Source organism: Limnospira fusiformis SAG 85.79 (genome assembly GCF_012516315.1).
Lineage (GTDB): Bacteria > Cyanobacteriota > Cyanobacteriia > Cyanobacteriales > Microcoleaceae > Limnospira > Limnospira fusiformis.
Map to the genome: position 1 here is coordinate 1,968,890 of NZ_CP051185.1, position 16,357 is coordinate 1,985,246.

At 46.4% G+C, this 16,357-nt stretch carries 13 protein-coding genes, 1 tRNA gene and 1 pseudogene; 8 read left to right on the plus strand and 7 right to left on the minus strand.

Features of this window, described 5'->3' with window-relative positions; genetic code table 11:
* Position 1 precedes the first annotated feature (1 nt).
* The 5 genes from HFV01_RS32055 to HFV01_RS09350 all read left to right on the plus strand — a co-directional run bounded on the left by HFV01_RS32055 (position 2) and on the right by HFV01_RS09350 (position 5,949).
* Complete coding sequence (locus HFV01_RS32055) at positions 2-2,248, plus strand: WD40 domain-containing protein (protein ID WP_438861260.1); 2,247 nt, start codon at positions 2-4, stop codon at positions 2,246-2,248.
* Between the two features lie 13 nt (positions 2,249-2,261).
* On the plus strand, positions 2,262-2,699 hold the full coding sequence (locus HFV01_RS09335) for a DUF4079 domain-containing protein (protein ID WP_006624874.1): 438 nt from the start codon (positions 2,262-2,264) through the stop codon (positions 2,697-2,699).
* Positions 2,700-2,733: 34 nt separating this feature from the next.
* Positions 2,734-4,455, plus strand: coding sequence for an iron uptake porin (locus HFV01_RS09340; protein WP_006624875.1), 1,722 nt, complete (start codon positions 2,734-2,736; stop codon positions 4,453-4,455).
* Between the two features lie 154 nt (positions 4,456-4,609).
* Positions 4,610-4,906, plus strand: coding sequence for a DUF1830 domain-containing protein (locus tag HFV01_RS09345; RefSeq protein WP_006624876.1), 297 nt, complete (start codon positions 4,610-4,612; stop codon positions 4,904-4,906).
* A 374-nt stretch (positions 4,907-5,280) separates the two neighbouring features.
* Entirely contained in the window at positions 5,281-5,949 is a 669-nt protein-coding gene (locus tag HFV01_RS09350; RefSeq protein ID WP_006624877.1) for an HAS-barrel domain-containing protein, read from the plus strand.
* A 16-nt stretch (positions 5,950-5,965) separates the two neighbouring features.
* Here the strand turns inward: HFV01_RS09350 and HFV01_RS09355 are convergent, their stop codons facing one another.
* Positions 5,966-6,775, minus strand: a complete 810-nt coding sequence (locus HFV01_RS09355) for an SIMPL domain-containing protein (RefSeq protein WP_006624878.1) — start codon at positions 6,773-6,775, stop codon at positions 5,966-5,968.
* Positions 6,776-7,209: 434 nt separating this feature from the next.
* Here HFV01_RS09355 and HFV01_RS09360 point away from each other — a divergent pair, with 434 nt between their 5' ends.
* On the plus strand, positions 7,210-7,662 hold the full coding sequence (locus HFV01_RS09360) for a hypothetical protein (RefSeq protein WP_006624880.1): 453 nt from the start codon (positions 7,210-7,212) through the stop codon (positions 7,660-7,662).
* 114 nt (positions 7,663-7,776) lie between these two features.
* On the opposite strand, the pseudogene HFV01_RS09365 reads toward HFV01_RS09360, so the two are convergent.
* The 4 genes and pseudogenes from HFV01_RS09365 to ltrA all read right to left on the minus strand — a co-directional run.
* A pseudogene (locus tag HFV01_RS09365) lies at positions 7,777-8,169 on the minus strand (zinc ribbon domain-containing protein); the annotation flags it as partial.
* A 275-nt stretch (positions 8,170-8,444) separates the two neighbouring features.
* Positions 8,445-8,567 carry a photosystem II reaction center X protein gene (psbX, locus tag HFV01_RS09370; RefSeq protein WP_071533658.1) on the minus strand — a complete coding sequence of 41 codons (123 nt, stop codon included), beginning with the start codon at positions 8,565-8,567 and terminating at the stop codon, positions 8,445-8,447.
* Positions 8,568-8,791: 224 nt separating this feature from the next.
* Positions 8,792-9,955, minus strand: coding sequence for an RNA-guided endonuclease InsQ/TnpB family protein (locus HFV01_RS09375; protein WP_046319790.1), 1,164 nt, complete (start codon positions 9,953-9,955; stop codon positions 8,792-8,794).
* Positions 9,956-10,007: 52 nt separating this feature from the next.
* On the minus strand, positions 10,008-11,810 hold the full coding sequence (gene ltrA, locus HFV01_RS09380; RefSeq protein WP_438861261.1) for a group II intron reverse transcriptase/maturase: 1,803 nt from the start codon (positions 11,808-11,810) through the stop codon (positions 10,008-10,010).
* 977 nt (positions 11,811-12,787) lie between these two features.
* Here ltrA and HFV01_RS09385 point away from each other — a divergent pair.
* Positions 12,788-13,072, plus strand: a complete 285-nt coding sequence (locus HFV01_RS09385) for a YggT family protein (RefSeq protein WP_006624885.1) — start codon at positions 12,788-12,790, stop codon at positions 13,070-13,072.
* Here HFV01_RS09385 and accC read toward each other — a convergent pair.
* Positions 13,069-14,430, minus strand: a complete 1,362-nt coding sequence (gene accC / locus HFV01_RS09390; RefSeq protein ID WP_006668217.1) for an acetyl-CoA carboxylase biotin carboxylase subunit — start codon at positions 14,428-14,430, stop codon at positions 13,069-13,071. The genes HFV01_RS09385 and accC overlap by 4 nt on opposite strands.
* A 171-nt stretch (positions 14,431-14,601) precedes the next feature.
* Here accC and HFV01_RS09395 point away from each other — a divergent pair.
* A tRNA-Leu gene (locus tag HFV01_RS09395) sits at positions 14,602-14,682 on the plus strand.
* 428 nt (positions 14,683-15,110) lie between these two features.
* On the opposite strand, the gene HFV01_RS09400 is transcribed toward HFV01_RS09395, so the two are convergent.
* Positions 15,111-15,986, minus strand: coding sequence for an IS630 family transposase (locus HFV01_RS09400; RefSeq protein WP_193521037.1), 876 nt, complete (start codon positions 15,984-15,986; stop codon positions 15,111-15,113).
* Positions 15,987-16,357 lie beyond the last annotated feature (371 nt).

A 16,357-nucleotide genomic window follows, 5' to 3' on the forward strand; every position in this document is an offset into this window, starting at 1 on the left:
TTTGTCAGCTTCCACAGAATTAGATGCTTTAGAAATCAAAAAAGCCCTAGAAGCCGAGCGCGCCAAAACCATCGAATTGCAACTGGTATCCCAGCAGAAAACATCCCGACTGCAAAGATTACTGTTAGGGGCAGTTAGTGCAGGTTTTACGATTACATTAATTCTGGGTTTGGCGACATTTTGGCAATATCGACAAGCGAAACTTAGCGAAATTCAAGCCCTCACGCAATCCTCGGAAGCCTTCCTCGCCCTCAACCGTCCTTTAGAGGCACTTTTACAAGCAATTAAAGCCAAAAAATCTCTGAATAAGCTGTGGTGGTCTAATGCAGAAATCCAGGCAAAAGTTGAGTCTGTGCTATCACAAACGGCTTATAGTATTCAAGAGTTTAACCGCTTTTCAGGACATAGGGGTTCCATTTATAATATTAGTTTCAGTCCTGATGGCAGATTAATTGCTTCTGTGGGTCAGGATAAAACGGTGAAACTGTGGCAGCCAGATGGTGAACTTTTGGCTAATATAAGCAGCTTTGAAGATGAAACGATCGCCATTAATTTCAGCCCGGATAATCACCTAATAGCGGTTGGTGTCCGGGATGGAAATGTGCAAGTTTGGAATGTTAAGCAAACTCCCCCCACCCTCGAATATTCCTGGAATGCACATCAACAACCCGTGATGTCCGTCGTCTTTAGTTTTGATGGTGAATTGATCGCCTCAGTTAGTCTTGATGGTAGTGCCAAACTGTGGAAAATCAACGGAGAATTACTCACCACCCTTAGCAATGATGGAATCCCACGGCGGGCGATCGCCTATAGTCCTAATGGTGAAATGATCGCCCTTGGTGGAGAATCGGGAATTATCGAACTTTTTAACTCCGATGGTTCCCTCTTAAAAACCCTGCCAAATCATCAAGGGGAAGTGATGGCGATCGCCTTTAGTCCCGACTCTGATCACCTAGTTTCAGCTAGTCGCGATCGCACCATAAAAATCACCAATACCCAGGGAGAAATCCGGCAAAGCATCGAAAGCCATGATGATGAAGTTTGGGATATTGCCTTTAGTCCAGACGGCAAATTGATCGCCTCTGGGAGTCGTGACAAAACCGTGCGATTGTGGAAAAAAAGCCCCATAGATCAACTTTACTATCCCCGGGAAGTATTTCGCGGTCACGAAGGCGAAGTTGATGCTGTCTCCTTTAGTCCCGATAGCCAAACCCTAGTTTCTGGGTCTTGGGATCGGACTTTACGACTGTGGAAAATCGATCATCCCCTGATGACAAACTTTCAGGCTCATGAGGGAGAAATTTGGGATATTGTGTTTAATGCCACCTCTGGGGTCATGGCTTCTGCTTCTAGTGACCAAACCATCAAGTTATGGGACTTCATGGGAAACCCCCTAGCCACCTTGACAGGTCATATCACCAGAGTCAACCAACTCGCCTTTAGTCCCAATGGTAAATGGTTAGCCTCGAGTTCCCATGATGGTACTGTGAAACTATGGAACTTGGCATCAAATTCAGTCCACCGTACCCTCACCGACCATCAAGCCAGTGTTTGGGGGCTGCAATTTACCCCAGATAGCCAAAAACTGGTGACAGCGAGTTGGGATAATACCCTAAAAATGTGGGACGAATATGGCAATATTTCCCAGGTTTTCACCGGACATATCGGGGCGGTTTGGGGGGTTGATATTCGTTCCGATGGTGAGATGATGGTGTCTAGTTCCCATGATAATAGCCTCAAACTCTGGAGTTTAGATGGTAGATCCCATTCTCGGCTAAATAGCCATCAAGATGGGGTCTGGTCTGTGTTGTTTAGCCCTGATGGTGATCTGATCGCCTCTGGAAGTCGCGATCGCACCGTCAAATTATGGCTGTGGAACCCCACCACACAAACCTATAACCTTTACCAGACCCTATCCGGTCATCAGGGTACAGTCATTCAAGTAACCTTTAGCAATAATGGACAATATCTGGCTTCTGCTAGTGACGATCAAACCGTCAGAGTCTGGAGTCGCTATGGTGATAGCTTAGTTCATTTGGGGGGAAACTGTGGCATGGTCAGAACCGTAGAATTTAGCCCCGATGACCAAATTCTGGCTAATGGGGGGGGTAATGGCACCATCACATTATGGCAAATTGACAAGATCTTAGGTCTCAATACCCTAGAATATGCCTGTGGTTGGATAGGGGATTATTTACGCACCAACAAGAAGTTAGAAAAAAGCGATCGCCGTCTTTGTGAATTTTAGGGAAACGATAACTATGGATCTGCCTTCCTTTTTGTGGTTATGGAAAATCGCCGCCTGGTCTATGGGTCTTTCCATCACCGCTTATCTGATCTTAGCAATGACAGGGGGTTGGATGTTCACCTGTAGCCAGCAAAACGCTTCCCGTCCTCTGTGGTTGCGACCCCTTCATTATGCGATCGGCATGATTATGGTGGTTTTAGTTCTATTATTGTTAGCTGTGGGCATCATCGGAACTATTGGTCACTATGGGAACCTAGGACACTCTGTACATCTTCCGGCTGGTTTGACCGTCGTGGCTTTAGTCTTGCTTTCGGCCTGGAGTGCCCACCAAATTAACCCAGAAAAATCTTGGGCGCGATCGCTTCACATTACCATCAATGTTATTCTATTCTTTAGTTTTGCGATCGTCTCCCTCAGCGGTTGGGTCGTCGTTCAAAAATATCTGCCCTAATTTAACCTGCCCGAAAACTTAATCTGACTTAATCATGAACGGCAACAGTTTTAAACACCTGTGGTTTTCTATGATGGTTCTCCAGATCATGGCGACAATATTACCATCAACAGCGATCGCCAACCCAGACCTCCCCACCTCAGACACCTGGGAACAACTCCAACGTTACAGCCAGGAAGGCAAAAAAAAGCCCCAACAATCTCAAGTTACCTCCGTTTCCCAACTTAGCGACGTTCAACCCACAGACTGGGCTTTTCAAGCCTTACAATCTCTAGTAGAAAGATTTGGCTGTATAGCAGGTTATCCCGACGGAACCTTTCGCGGAAATAGGGCCTTAAGTCGCTATGAATTTGCCGCCGGAGTCAATACTTGTCTCGATCGCATTTCAGAAATCATCGCCGCCGAAACTAGCGATCGTATGACCCAAGGAGAATTACTCGCCGTTAAACGTCTCCAGGAAGAATTTGCCGCCGAATTAAGCCTATTACGACAGGACATTCGCCGCATAGATACCCGTCTCGACCAAATCGAGAATAATCAGTTTTCCCTCACTACTCAACTGCGAGGGGAGGCAATTTTCGCCCTAACTGATGCTTTTGGAGAAGACACCGGAACCGATCAAACCGTATTCCAAAATCGCATTCGTCTCGACTTTAACACCAGTTTTACCGGACGAGATTTGTTATTGACCCGCCTACAAAGTGGTAACGCCTCCAGCTTTAACCGAGGAGTTATCGGGGAGGGAACCCAAACCTTTAACATTGTCGGTGATACAGAAAATCAAGTTCAGCTAGAACGCCTATTCTATCAATTTCCCGTCAGCGATCGTCTTTATTTCATCCTCGCCGCCAAAGGAGTTACCTGGGATGATTTTGTTCCTACCCTCAACCCCTATATTGATGACTACGACGGCGGAAAAGGCAGTTTAAGCGCCTTTGGTCAACGTAACCCCATCTACCGACTCGGGGGAGGCGCTGGAATTGGTATCAATTATGAATTTCGCGATCACAGTTTAACCAGCATCTTCGGTCCCACATCCCTATCTGTCGGATATCTCACCCCCACCGCCACCAATTCACAACCATCACAAGGCTTATTTAACGGCGATTTTTCCATTCTGGCACAATTGACTGTTACCCCCACAGATAACCTACAATTTGCCCTAACTTATAACCATAGTTACTTTACCCCCGGAAACTTTGGCTTTGATAATGGTCAGAACAATGGCCCCGTTTTTAATCGCACCACCGGAGAAGTTAACCGCAATGCCTTTAACGGCTACACTGGTACTGGCATAGCTAATTCCCTGCTGGGATTAACCAACGGACTTAACCCCCTAGGGGTCGCCACAGGCGTTTCTAGTCATTCTTATGGCCTACAATTATCTTGGCGTGTTCACCCTCAAGTTATCCTCGGAGGTTGGGGAGGATATACCGCCGCTAGGGCTCGTGGTGTCGCTGATGGGCAAATTTGGAACTATGCTATCACTGTGGCATTACCTGATTTATTCCATGAAGGCAGTTTAGGCGGCGTGATCATTGGTCGGGAACCATATCTGGCTAATCTTGATGCTTCAGGAAGGTTGGGGCGTACCCTTCCCACTGACTCATCCTGGCATTTGGAGGGGTTTTATCGTTATCAGTTAAATGATTATCTTTCCATTACTCCAGGTATCATTTTGATTACTAATCCTAATCAAAGCGATCGACATCAAGACCTCGTAATTGGCACGATCAGAACTACCTTTACATTCTAGTACCCATCCGCTAGACCCCTTAACCACTGCCTCACATCTAAAACTGCCTTGATCAATTTTATCAATTATGGGAAAATTCACAATATCTTAACACTTACCACCTAGCCTAATCGTAGCTCGCCTATTCGTCTCTGAATTACACCAGGTTTATCCAATGTCCCCAATTTTTGATGCCATACCCCCAACCTATTCCGACATCATTTTGTGCTACTATCAAAATGCCACCACTAAATTAGAAATTATCCGAATTTCTAATATCCCCGGATGGTACTTTGAACACATTCTCTTTCCCGGAGAACGCTTACTTTTTGAAGCAGTTACCGAAGCGAAACTTGAGATTTATCGAGGCGATCGCGTAAAGCCAAACCTCGCACAAGTAGTCCCCTGTATAGATTTAGCCACCAAAGAAAATCAAATAGCAGAACCCCATTTAGTCCTTGGCTGCGGTTAATAATCCATAAGCCAGCAGTGTTGACGGGTGCGGTACCAACGTAGGGGCGCGCCTCCGCAGTTAGTCACATTATTACCAAACCCGCCCTCTCTCCCCCAAAGTTCAAGAAACCCGGTTTCTAACCAATTATTAATTATTAATTATTAATGATTAATTATTCATAATGTCGATGCACGAGTTTTAGTGTCCCCAGCCATGTCCCATTGTCACCCTATTGACAAAAGAGATATTTTGTGGATATATTCGTGAATGATGCGCCATTATCCTCTCTATAGCCGAGTTTCTCCCCCACAGTTCAAGAGACCCGGTTTCTTTGAGAAACCGGGTTTCTAACCAATTATTAATTATTAATTATTAATTATTAATTATTAAATATGCGTCTTCCCTTTCCTCAGTTTGAGATCAACAACCGTCACCATAACCACTTTGCCGAGGTGATAGAAACATCAACCTCCGAATTTTTAGCCCAGTGTTTAGAACCAGAAGACCTCAGTTTTCCAGTAATGCCCCCCTTTGGTAGTTGGGTAACAGCAATTGATGAGGAGTCCAATAATCGCGTCTATGGCGTAGTTTACCACGCCACCACCAGCCCCATTGACTCCGTACATAGAGCCAGGGCTTTAGGCTTATCCCTGGAAGAATTGCGGGAACAGCAGCCCCAAATTTTCGCCATGTTGAAAACAGAATTTAAGGCTGCTATTGTCGGCTTTGAGAAAACCTCCGGGGGGCTAAATGGTTCCACACCACAACGGGGACAGATTTACCAATATATCCCCCCCCGACCTCCCCAAATTCATCAAGCTGTGTATCGGTGTGAGTCGGAGGACATAGTTTATTTTAGCGAAAGCCTGGATTTTTTAGCCAGCTTACTACAAGTGATGAATGCCCCGGTAGACTCTTTAGTGGCAGCAACTATCCGGGAAATATATCATAAGCGAAATTGCGATCGCAGTTGGTTAATTGAAGCCGGACGGTCTATTAGTGTCCTGCTCAAAGATGATTACGATCGCCTGCGAATGATTTTAAAACAAATTCACCCCTAATAGTATGAGAATTAATTTAATATCGAATTTGTAATGTCACCGAAGCCCTAACCTCTTGTTCCCCTCCAATAACAGGGGTTGAAGCCTCTGGGGCGCTGGCTAAAGCGTCCGATCGCATCATCGGTCTAGGAACAGGGCTGCTGATATGATTGATCTGAATATTGACAATTTCCCGGCGGTTCAAGTTCAAGGTATCTAACACAGTATCAGCCTGTTGCTGGGCTTGTTGAGTCGCCAACTGTAGGGCTTGTTTGTGGGCGGCAGTCAGATCAGCATCAGCAGCCACAAAACTAATACCATCAATGCGAGTAGCGCCAGCATTTACCGCCTGATCAAGTAAGTTCCCAACCTCCTCCGTTTTGAGGCGAAACGTCACGCTATTGGTCGCGCTATAGCCGATTAACTCTCGTTGGTTATTGCGATGGTTATAGTTGGGGTTGAGGCGAATTCCCGCCGTTTCCAACTTTTCAACATTGCGCGATCGCAGTAATTCTACCACCGCTGATGTACGTCTAGCCGCTTCTTGCTGAACCTCTTGGGCTGTTCTCCCTTGAACTTCCACCCCAAGCTGTACCTGAGTTAACGTCGTGGGAATAGTCACGATACCTTCACCACTGACCGTTAATGTTCTCGCCATTTGTTCCTGGGCGACCACCGGAGGGACAAAAGGAAGACTGATAAACCCCAAACCCAAGGATAAAGCAGCGATCGCCCCCCAGGGGTTGATAGAATTACGAGATAAGCGGGTTGTATTCATGATGGTATTTCTCCCCTGAATTATAGGCTGGATAAATGTGTCAAAGTTTGCTAACCCCAAAAATCGCATAACTTCCAGGCTGCTATAGCCAAGATGTTCAGCAACCGTCTATCTGTTTCATCCTATCAGTTCTTGATTCAGGACATATCAATAAACATGGGATTTCCTTTATCATGGCTTTTCCATAGCCCACTAGGTAGCACCAAATCACCAGTGAAACCCCAGCCGCCAAAATTCGACAAAGGTTCTCATCGACCATTATGCGCTCGGATGAGAGAAAACCCAAATGTCATCAACCAGTTTATTAACCGTCTACTCTTACATCCCTATAAAAAAATCAGTCTTTTATCTCCTGTAACTCTAGCTGAATAAGGATTCTAGGGCTTCACTTCTAGGAGACCGCCAATCTTATTAATCCTGTCTAAGTTGGGATAGTATCACCTAGGATTCAGAAATCACATAATCACCCTCGTAGATTCTAATTGTAGAGTCAAATTCGAGTGATGCTTATCTCACAATTAGTCAGCCTAGCCCTGCTAACTGTTTTACCTCCCTTGAGTTTAATGGCTTCTAAGCCAGCCTGGGCAGATTACATTAGAGCAAATCCCCAAAATGTCTTTATTATTAGCGTCGAAAATGCCACTCATAATATCAATGAAGCACCGGTTATCACTGATTTTGATTGGTTTCATGGGGATAAAATTGGTTTGACTGGTGGCTTAACAGAAGAGGACTTAGATTATCAATTACTCATTGATTTTAACAATGATGGATTTGCCAACGATACAGTCATCCGTCTGCGGGAAACTCAGGAAATTTTGGGGGTGGTAATGAATGCCGATGATTTTGTCTTAGATGGTGAATTTATCCCCATATCATCATACCAGATTAAGTCCTGCATGAAACAGGACAACATCCTTAATTGCAACTTTAACTTTCCTCAGATTAGGGAATAATGACAGGTAGACACTTAAAACCCCTATCTTTCTTGGGGAGAGGGGTCAGGGGTGGGGACAAAAGAAACCCAGTTTCTAAGTAACCCTCCACTGGGGAAGGGGAAACTGATACATTTACGCGACATTTTTCCGGTTGTTCCCGGACAATGCGACGATAGCACTATTACCCGTTAAGGTAACAGAGGCGGTATCCCGCAAAGCTTTTAGAAAGATTCCAAAAGCACCGTTCCAGTCCCGTGGTAGAGTGAACCCGCACTCCGGACATCGGAACACTTTTGAGCCACCTAGCTGGGAATGGACATGACCACAGTGAGTACAGGTTTTGCTGGTGTATTCTTCGGTCACATCTACAACTGTTCAGTTATTTCCGCGCTTATGTCTCAGGGTTAGTTTGAATCGATAATGCGCCCATGTCAGCATGGCGCGGGCAGTCTTAGACCTGATTAGACGCTTCACCTTGGCAACCATATTGGAAGTCTCGAAGGGGGGCAAAAAAATCCGGCTGTGTTATGGGATGGTTAGGGATGCGACCCAATCAACCAAGGGGTTGAAGTCCTCACCGGGTAGTCCCCACGCCCATTTCAGCTCTATTTCATACCCGAAGGTCTCGCACCATACTTGGTATTGTACCGTATTGCCGTAAAATGTTAACCTAATTTGAGATTAAATCATGCTCTCCTAGAAACCGGGCTTCTCGACGGTTGGGGGTGGAGGGGGAATAGCGATCGCCCCTAGCCCCCCATAAACCCCAATTTAGCTAAAAATCGGCTCCTGTCAAGTTTCTAAGAACGACGGATGATTTTATCCTTCTGGCTAATAAAGATTAACCCAACAGTTGCCGGGACGACAATGATCAGGATACCAGCCAGCAAGCTATAGAAGAAATTCATCAATGAAGGTGTCATCTTAATCAGATCCTTAGAGTGCAAGTGCAGATTATATTTTTATTATTGTAAACTACCCGACGCTGAATCGAAGATTACAGCCCGGGCTTCCTACCTACCAAACCGCCTATAGCAGTTTTTTCTCTACTATTTGATCTTACGGTTTGGCGATCGGCTTTGCCCCGCGTTCCACAGGTCATCAACATGGTTATCACTATTTGCCATGTCATTTGACACTCCCCGCGCTAAAGCGACGGGGATTCTTCACTCAACGAGCCAACTTGCTCAGACAGGATTGCTCCAGCCAAAGTAGAGGTCGATTCTCCTGAAGCGTTGCTTGCGTCTAGCGCCAAAGTTCCGGTATGCCCTACCGTACTCAATCCCCGACTAAGGATGTTTCTCGCTGCATTATAGTCCCTGTCCATCACACATCCACATCGACAAACATGAGTTCGAGTGGATAAAGTCTTCTGCACAATGACACCGCAGCGAGAGCATTCCTGGCTTGTCCTGTGGGGTGGAACAGCAATAGTGCTCTTGCCGAACACCTTGCCCAAATATTCCAACCACACCCTAAACTGATACCAGGAAGCGTCGCTAATCGATTTAGCAAGGCTGTGATTTCGCACCATATTCCTGATTCTCAAATCTTCATAGGCTACCAAGTCGTTAGACTGGATTACGCATCTTGCCAACTTCACAGCCAAATCTTTACGCTGCCTACTTATCTTGAGATGGCGCTTGCCTAGAACCACCTTGGCCTTGGCTCGATTCTGACCCCCTTTCTTCCTTCTGGAAACAGTGCGCTGCGACTGCTTTAGTCGTGATTCACTTTTCCTGAGATGCCGGGGGTTTCCAACTGTTTCACCGTTGCTATCGGTGTAGAACTCTTTGAGTCCAACATCCAAGCCGATGGCTCGACCAGAGGGTTCAACAAATTCAGTCCGTTCTACACGAATACAGAACTGAACATAGTAGCCATCGGCTCTTTTGACGAGGCGAACTCGCTTAATCTGCTCTATTGGATAGAAATGCAGATCACGAGTGCCTTTGAGCTTTAGTCTACCAATGCCCTTCTTGTCGGTGAAGGTGATTGCCTTGCGATTCGAGTCTAACTTCCACCCAGAGGTTTTGTACTCTACCGAGCGGTTATTTTTCTTAAAAGAGGGAAACCCTTTCTTTCCGGGGATACCCTTCTTGCAGTTTTCGTAGAATCGAGAGATTGCACTCCAGGCTCTTTCTGCGGATGCTTGCCGAGCCATGCTGTTGAGTTCAGCAGCAAAAGGGAATTCCTTAGCAAGTTGAGCACATAGCTTTTGCAGGTCGTTCTGTCCAGTTCCCTGGTTGTCCATCCAATAACGGATGGCTTGGTTTCGGATGAACTGAACTGTTCTCACCGCCTCGTCTATGGCGCTGAATTGCTGGGGTTTTCCGTAGGCTTTGAACTCTAGTACAGTTAAACTAAGCCGGGTAGTCGCCCACCCGACTCGTCTCCAAAACCGGACTTGAGACTTTAACCTCATCCGGCTCCTCGATAACTTGGCTCTTGTCATGAGAACCGTGACTACCATCTAAGGCCGTCTTAACGTCGTGACAGTGACGGTGAAGAAGTTGGAGGTTCTTGTATGTATCCTTTCCGCCTTTCGACTTAGGGATGATGTGGTCGATTTCCATCACGTCTTCTTCCCGGAATGTTAGTCCGCAGTGGGCGCACTTCCCTTTTTGTTTCTTCAAGAGCTTTGACACCCTTGTAGGAATTCCTGGTTGTTTGCCCATTCTTGTACTCCAGTATTTAAGATTACCGTCGTATGGACTGGCTTCGCCTTTGACCTTGGTGTGGTGGATAATTGGTGTTTCTGCATGGCTTCGTAACTGCATCGGGTTTGACTCCGTGCGAGTCGCGAAAGCCCAATTTCTACTTCCAATCTTCCGCCAATATTTCCGAGCTACCCATTTCCCAGTCTTATTTGAGTGTCTTCTTTTTCCCCATCTGGCTAATTTCCAATAGAGGAGTTCGTCCAATTGGGAGAATATTTGTTTTGACACCGCAGTTGAGTAGTAGTTACTCCATCCCCTGATGACCGGATTAAGGTGCCTAATTAGCCCCTCTTGTGGTGCGACGATGTGAGAATCTACTATCTGTTTCAATTTCTGGTAATGGGACTTGACAGCCTTCTTGCTGGGTTTGATGATGGTTTTGAATCCTAGAGGCTCATTATGGGTATTCTTCCCGGTTTTGTATTTGCCAACTTTATGTTGTCGGATGTTAAAACCGAGAAAATCGAATCCCGGGTTATCACACTCTTGAGTGTGAGTGATATGAGTTTTTTCCTCTTTGAGTTCTAATCCCATCCCTTTCAACCATTCCTGGATGTGGTCACGACATTTCTCGATTACCCCAAGGTTTTCGTGAATGATAACGAAGTCATCTGCGTATCTGATTAAGGATACTGCTCGTCTTCGATTGGTACGACTACCTTTTCCAGGTAGTTGTTCCACTAATTCCTTGATGCTCTCTTCCATGCCGTGGAGGGCAATATTTGCCAGTAGGGGACTTATTACGCCTCCCTGTGGTGTCCCCTCATCGGTCGGGAATAGCTGTCCAGAATCTATTACCCCAGCTTTTAACCATGCCCGGATTTGTCGTCTGATGGCGGGTATCGTTTCGAGCTTGTCCAATAGTTTGCCATGGTCAATCCTGTCAAAGCATTTAGCAATGTCGGCGTCTAATACCCATTTAGGTTTGCACCTAATGGCATTGAATATTGCCCCGATTGCGTCCTGACAAGACCTACCTGGTCTTAACCCGTATGAGTTAGGTTCAAATTTGGCTTCCCATTGGGGTTCGAGTGCCATTTTGACTAAGGCTTGTAATGCGCGGTCGTATATTGTGGGTATTCCTAATGGTCTCTTTTCGTCTCTTCCCGGTTTGGGAATCCATACCCGACGTGCGGGTTTGGCTTTTGAGTTGAGCTTCAATTGACCTACAAGGCGCATACGTGCTTTTGGGGATAGGGATTTAACCCCATCCACTCCTGCCGTCTTTTTGCCTTGATTATCTTGTGTAACCCGACGAGCCGCTAACATTCTGGCTGACCAGCTCTTCAGCAGTAACTTTTGGAGTCCGCGAACTGTTTTGATGTCACCACGACGTTCGGCTTGATGAATCCGTTTTTGCAGGCGGAAGACTCGACGTTCGATTGATTTCCAATCAACATCTTGCCATTCCAGCACCACCGTATTGTTTCCAATCGTTTTGGGCATTTCCATGCTACTAAGGCTCCATCTTCCAAGTTATCGTGAGTCCGTCAGCATATCCTGGGCATTACCCCAGACATTCGCTTCTGACTCAATCCTTCCTCACGTTGGCTTGCGGATGGTTTCCTACTCAGGATTTCGACCTTATTCCTGAGAGCAACAACGGAGGTTACTTCGTTCCAGATATCGATTGATTGTGCCTTTAGGATGCCACTTTACGCCGGGTTTATTTGGGTGTATGAGAGGTCTGTATGATATCAGCCTCCCCTTTATCCTTTAGCCATTTTGGCTCCTGCGTGTCAGTCTAATTTTCGCAGGTTTATAGTAACGACGCTTTCGGACGTGACTTCGTTTTCTATCCATGGACACTTGCTCAAGAGGGCGCCCGTTTAGACCCAGGCTTACTCCCTTTCATCCCCGCTTCACAGATTGATGACCAGTCGCTACTGTGGGGGACGTGCTTTCACGCGATACACCTCGCGGGATGGACTTTCACCACCATCGATATCTAGTTGTCAAGGTTCAATGCCCTTTGGGGGCTGTGTTCCCTGCCCCGCCTACGTTTCAGGAATTTTCCTTCTACTTTTGGCGGGAACGAATCGCACATCATGGCTATATCCATGCACACAATATAAGCCGTCTTGGCAGGACGGCGACTCAAGTCGCCGTGTCGTCTTTCATCCCCGCGCTAAAGCGACGGCGCTTTCAGACTCCCGCACTATTGTCGTAATGTCATGTGCATCTATCATACCATCAACCATGAATATGTCAATTAGCCCATCAAACTCCCTTTTAGTTACAGTTTGTTCACCAGTCGCTTAATATATTGCCCTCACCCTAAATCTGGATCCCATAGAGGGAGAGGGACTTTGAGAGGTGATCAGATGATTTCTGAACAGGCTGTAACTTGGCAACCACTGCCAATTTAGGGGGCTGGCTAACCCCTAAAATGGGAAAAGGTTAACAAACTTCAACTCAAGGCCATGACAACTTTTACCATCTTAGACTGGACTCTGGGCTTGTTCCTGGCGGGAATGACCCTATTATTTATTTTCCGCATTGTTTTGACCTGGTATCCCCAAGCCGAGTTAAATCAGTTTCCGTTTAATCTGATTTTCTGGCCAACGGAACCCTTTTTAGCCATCACCCGCAAAGTGATTCCCCCTTTGGGAGGCGTGGATATTACCCCGGTGATTTGGGTAGGGATTTTTAGCCTCCTGCGGGAATTGTTACTGGGACAACAGGGAATTCTGAGAATGATTGTTTAACGAGAAGGCAAATTTTTGTTCATCCACTGTTCCACAAAATTGGTGTAAACCTTACCCTCGAGAAACTCCGGGGTTTCCATAATTTTCTGATGAAAACTGATGGTTGTGGGAACTCCGGTAATAGCAAATTCACGCAAAGCGCGTTTCATCCTTACTATAGCCGCTGCCCGGTCAGGACCCCAGACAATTAGCTTACCAATGAGAGAATCGTAATAGGGGGGAATCTCATAATCGGTGTACACATGGGAATCAATCCTGACCCCATTACCCCCCGGTGGAAGATAGCCGCTGATGCGTCCGGGGTGTGGTCTAAAGTTGCGATCTGGATCTTCCGCATTAATCCGACATTCGATCGCATGACCCCTAAGCTGAATTTGATCTTGGGTGAGATGCAATTTTTGTCCTTGGGCGATGCGGATCTGTTGGGCGATTAAATCTAGCCCCGTTATCATTTCTGTTACCGGGTGTTCTACCTGGATACGGGTATTCATTTCCATAAAGTAGAACTTCCCATGGCGATCGAGTAAAAATTCTACTGTTCCCGCCCCGGTATAGTTAATTGATGCGGCTGCTTTCACCGCCGCCTCTCCCATTTTTCGCCGGAGTTCAGGATTTAAAGCCGGACTGGGCGCTTCTTCCAGTAGCTTTTGATGTCGTCGCTGAATTGAACAGTCCCTTTCCCCTAGGTGAATCACATTCCCAAATCCATCGGCTAAAATCTGAAATTCAATATGGCGGGGACACTCGATAAATTTCTCGATATATAAGCCTGGGTTTCCAAAGGCTGCTTCTGCTTCTCCTTGGGCGGCGGAAAATAGTTTCGGGAGTTCCTCGGCGCTTCGGACCAGTCGCATTCCCCGACCTCCTCCCCCGGCGGTGGCTTTGATAATTACTGGATAGCCAATTTTTTGGGCTATTTTTTGGGCAGCTTTGTCATTGGTGACTAAGCCTTCACTACCGGGAATGGTGGGAACACCGAAACGCTGCATGGTTTCTTTGGCTGTGGACTTATCTCCCATTGACCTAATCGCCTCCGGGGTTGGACCGATAAAGGCGATGTCGTGGTCAGCACAAATTTCCGCAAATCTGGCATTTTCCGCTAAAAAACCATAGCCAGGATGAATGGCGGTGGCGTTCCGGGTTAGGGCTGCGGAGATGATGTTGGGGATGTTTAGATAACTTTTGCTGCTACTGGGTTCGCCTATGCAAACAGCTTCGTCGGCTAACTGGACGTGCAAGGCATGGCGATCTACAGTGGAGTGGACGGCCACTGTGGCAATCCCCATTTCTTCACAACTTCGGAGAATCCGTAGGGCAATTTCCCCACGATTGGCAATCAGGATCTTTGAAAACCGCATTTTCGGTGGTGTTCGGGCAATAATCAGTTAGGATATGTTATTTTGGGACTTTGTGGAAGATACTACCCAAATTTGTTGGCAAAAAAAGTTTGGCAATTTTGGAGTTTGGTGCTACAATGGTAAATTAGCACACCGATGGGAAAAATCATTCCTAGTCCTCGGTTGTCTTCTGCGGATGTGGCGGAATTGGTATACGCGCACGTTTGAGGGGCGTGTGGCTTTGCCTTGCGAGTTCGAGTCTCGCCATCCGCATTTTACTTAAACCCCTATCCTGACTACTATCGCGGGAATTCACTTAACCCGATAGTCGTATCGTCACACTCAATATGCACTCCATTCAGTCTTAGTATACGGGACGATTGGTGCATATCCTTTAGCAACAAATCTTAATTATTGACGGGTTAATCAATAAACACAACTTAATCAATCTGTCAAATATCCATACCTCCCCCCAACCAAACACCGATAGGGTAACTCCCTTGTGATACCCGTCAATGGCAAGCCTATCGGTTCGTTCCTCACCATTGACTGCTATCACGTCGGTCGCACCCCCAAGAGTGTTTGTTCCGGTTGGGGGGAGGATATGTTTCAAAATCAACCACGACAACAGCAGAAGATAATTCCCCAAGCTATCAATGTACAAAGATACACCTATCAATGTATAGTATTAGGCAAGGTGGTTAGGACGCAGCTTTGAGAACGGAATCCATGGCATCATGGAGAGAATCAAACTGCTCAATACAATGGCGAATGCGGGCTTTCAACCACGACCAACATTTCTCTATCTTGTTGAGGTCTGGCGAATAAGGTGGTAGATAGAGCAAACGGCATTGAGCCGCCTCCACTAGCTCAGGAATCCGTCCCCCTTTATGAAACGTTGCATTGTCTAGCACTAGAGTCTGACCTGGCTTCAGTGTTGGAATTAAGATGAACTCCAACCACAACTCAAACACTGTCCGATTACAACAACCCTCAAAGCTAAAGGGGGCTAAGAGTTGTTGATGACACCATGCGGCTATATAGCTCACCCTGCCCTGCCTCTTCCCTGATTTGAGGGCATGGAAGCGTTTTCCTTCCTCGCAGTAACCATAAGGGTAATCCGAGTCCTGACTATTCATGCCGGCTTCATCGAGGTAGACCACTTCTTCCGGCTCCATCTGTTCAATCTGAGCCATAAACTCCTCTCGCTGTTGCTTCCAACGTTCTTGGTAGCCGTAAGTTTTTTTTCTGGTGAAGCCAATTTTCTTCAAGGCTCTGGATATGGTGCGAGGAGAGATGTCGTCATCCCAAAGTTCAGCCATTTGAGCGGAGGTTTTGTGGCCATGCTCTTGGGCAAAAGCCTTGAATTTATGCCAGTCGGTAATTTTGTGGTTATTGCCAGGTGGGTGATTAGGTTTAGGGAGGAAGTCTCCGGTCTGTGCTTTTCTTTGCAGCCAGAGATTAATGGTGTTCCGGCTGACATGGAAAACTTCACTGGCTTCTGTTTTGGGCATACCGTCTAGTTCAATGGCATCAATAACTTTTTGTCTGAGGTCGTAACTATAGGGGGCTGGCATTTTTGGTCTTCTTAGTCATCTCGTCCTCTCCATTATACGTCCTAACTTTCATGTCTTGTGCTATACAAAGATATCAGACCGCCTTTCCGTGGACTAGACCTATAGGTAAACCTATGAGCGATCGCCTATCCGGTTATCTATGGGTCTGATTCATAATCCTCGGTGAGGGGAAACTATGGGCTATCATCTGGCTGATATGAAAAGTGCGATCGCCTAATCTAAACTATCTCCTACCGGAACCAACCCGATACCCCTAAACAACTTTTCAACTGGTGACAATTACCGAGCAGAAACCGATACCAACATAATCAGTTCACCCCCAAAATCTTAGCCGTAGGTTGTAGGTAAAGCTATCTGTTGGGGGTAACTTA

Excerpts from the sequence above, each read along its gene's own strand:
- HFV01_RS09350 (WP_006624877.1), top strand. The coding sequence starts at position 5,281 with ATGCGTCTTCCCTTTCCTCAGTTTGAGATCAACAACCGTCACCATAAC.
- HFV01_RS09345 (WP_006624876.1), top strand. The coding sequence starts at position 4,610 with ATGTCCCCAATTTTTGATGCCATACCCCCAACCTATTCCGACATCATT.
- HFV01_RS09360 (WP_006624880.1), top strand. The coding sequence starts at position 7,210 with ATGCTTATCTCACAATTAGTCAGCCTAGCCCTGCTAACTGTTTTACCT.
- accC (WP_006668217.1), bottom strand. The coding sequence starts at position 14,430 with ATGCGGTTTTCAAAGATCCTGATTGCCAATCGTGGGGAAATTGCCCTA.
- HFV01_RS09340 (WP_006624875.1), top strand. The coding sequence starts at position 2,734 with ATGAACGGCAACAGTTTTAAACACCTGTGGTTTTCTATGATGGTTCTC.
- psbX (WP_071533658.1), bottom strand. The coding sequence starts at position 8,567 with ATGACACCTTCATTGATGAATTTCTTCTATAGCTTGCTGGCTGGTATC.
- ltrA (WP_438861261.1), bottom strand. The coding sequence starts at position 11,810 with ATGCCCAAAACGATTGGAAACAATACGGTGGTGCTGGAATGGCAAGAT.
- HFV01_RS09385 (WP_006624885.1), top strand. The coding sequence starts at position 12,788 with ATGACAACTTTTACCATCTTAGACTGGACTCTGGGCTTGTTCCTGGCG.
- HFV01_RS09400 (WP_193521037.1), bottom strand. The coding sequence starts at position 15,986 with ATGCCAGCCCCCTATAGTTACGACCTCAGACAAAAAGTTATTGATGCC.
- HFV01_RS09335 (WP_006624874.1), top strand. The coding sequence starts at position 2,262 with ATGGATCTGCCTTCCTTTTTGTGGTTATGGAAAATCGCCGCCTGGTCT.
- HFV01_RS09355 (WP_006624878.1), bottom strand. The coding sequence starts at position 6,775 with ATGCGATTTTTGGGGTTAGCAAACTTTGACACATTTATCCAGCCTATA.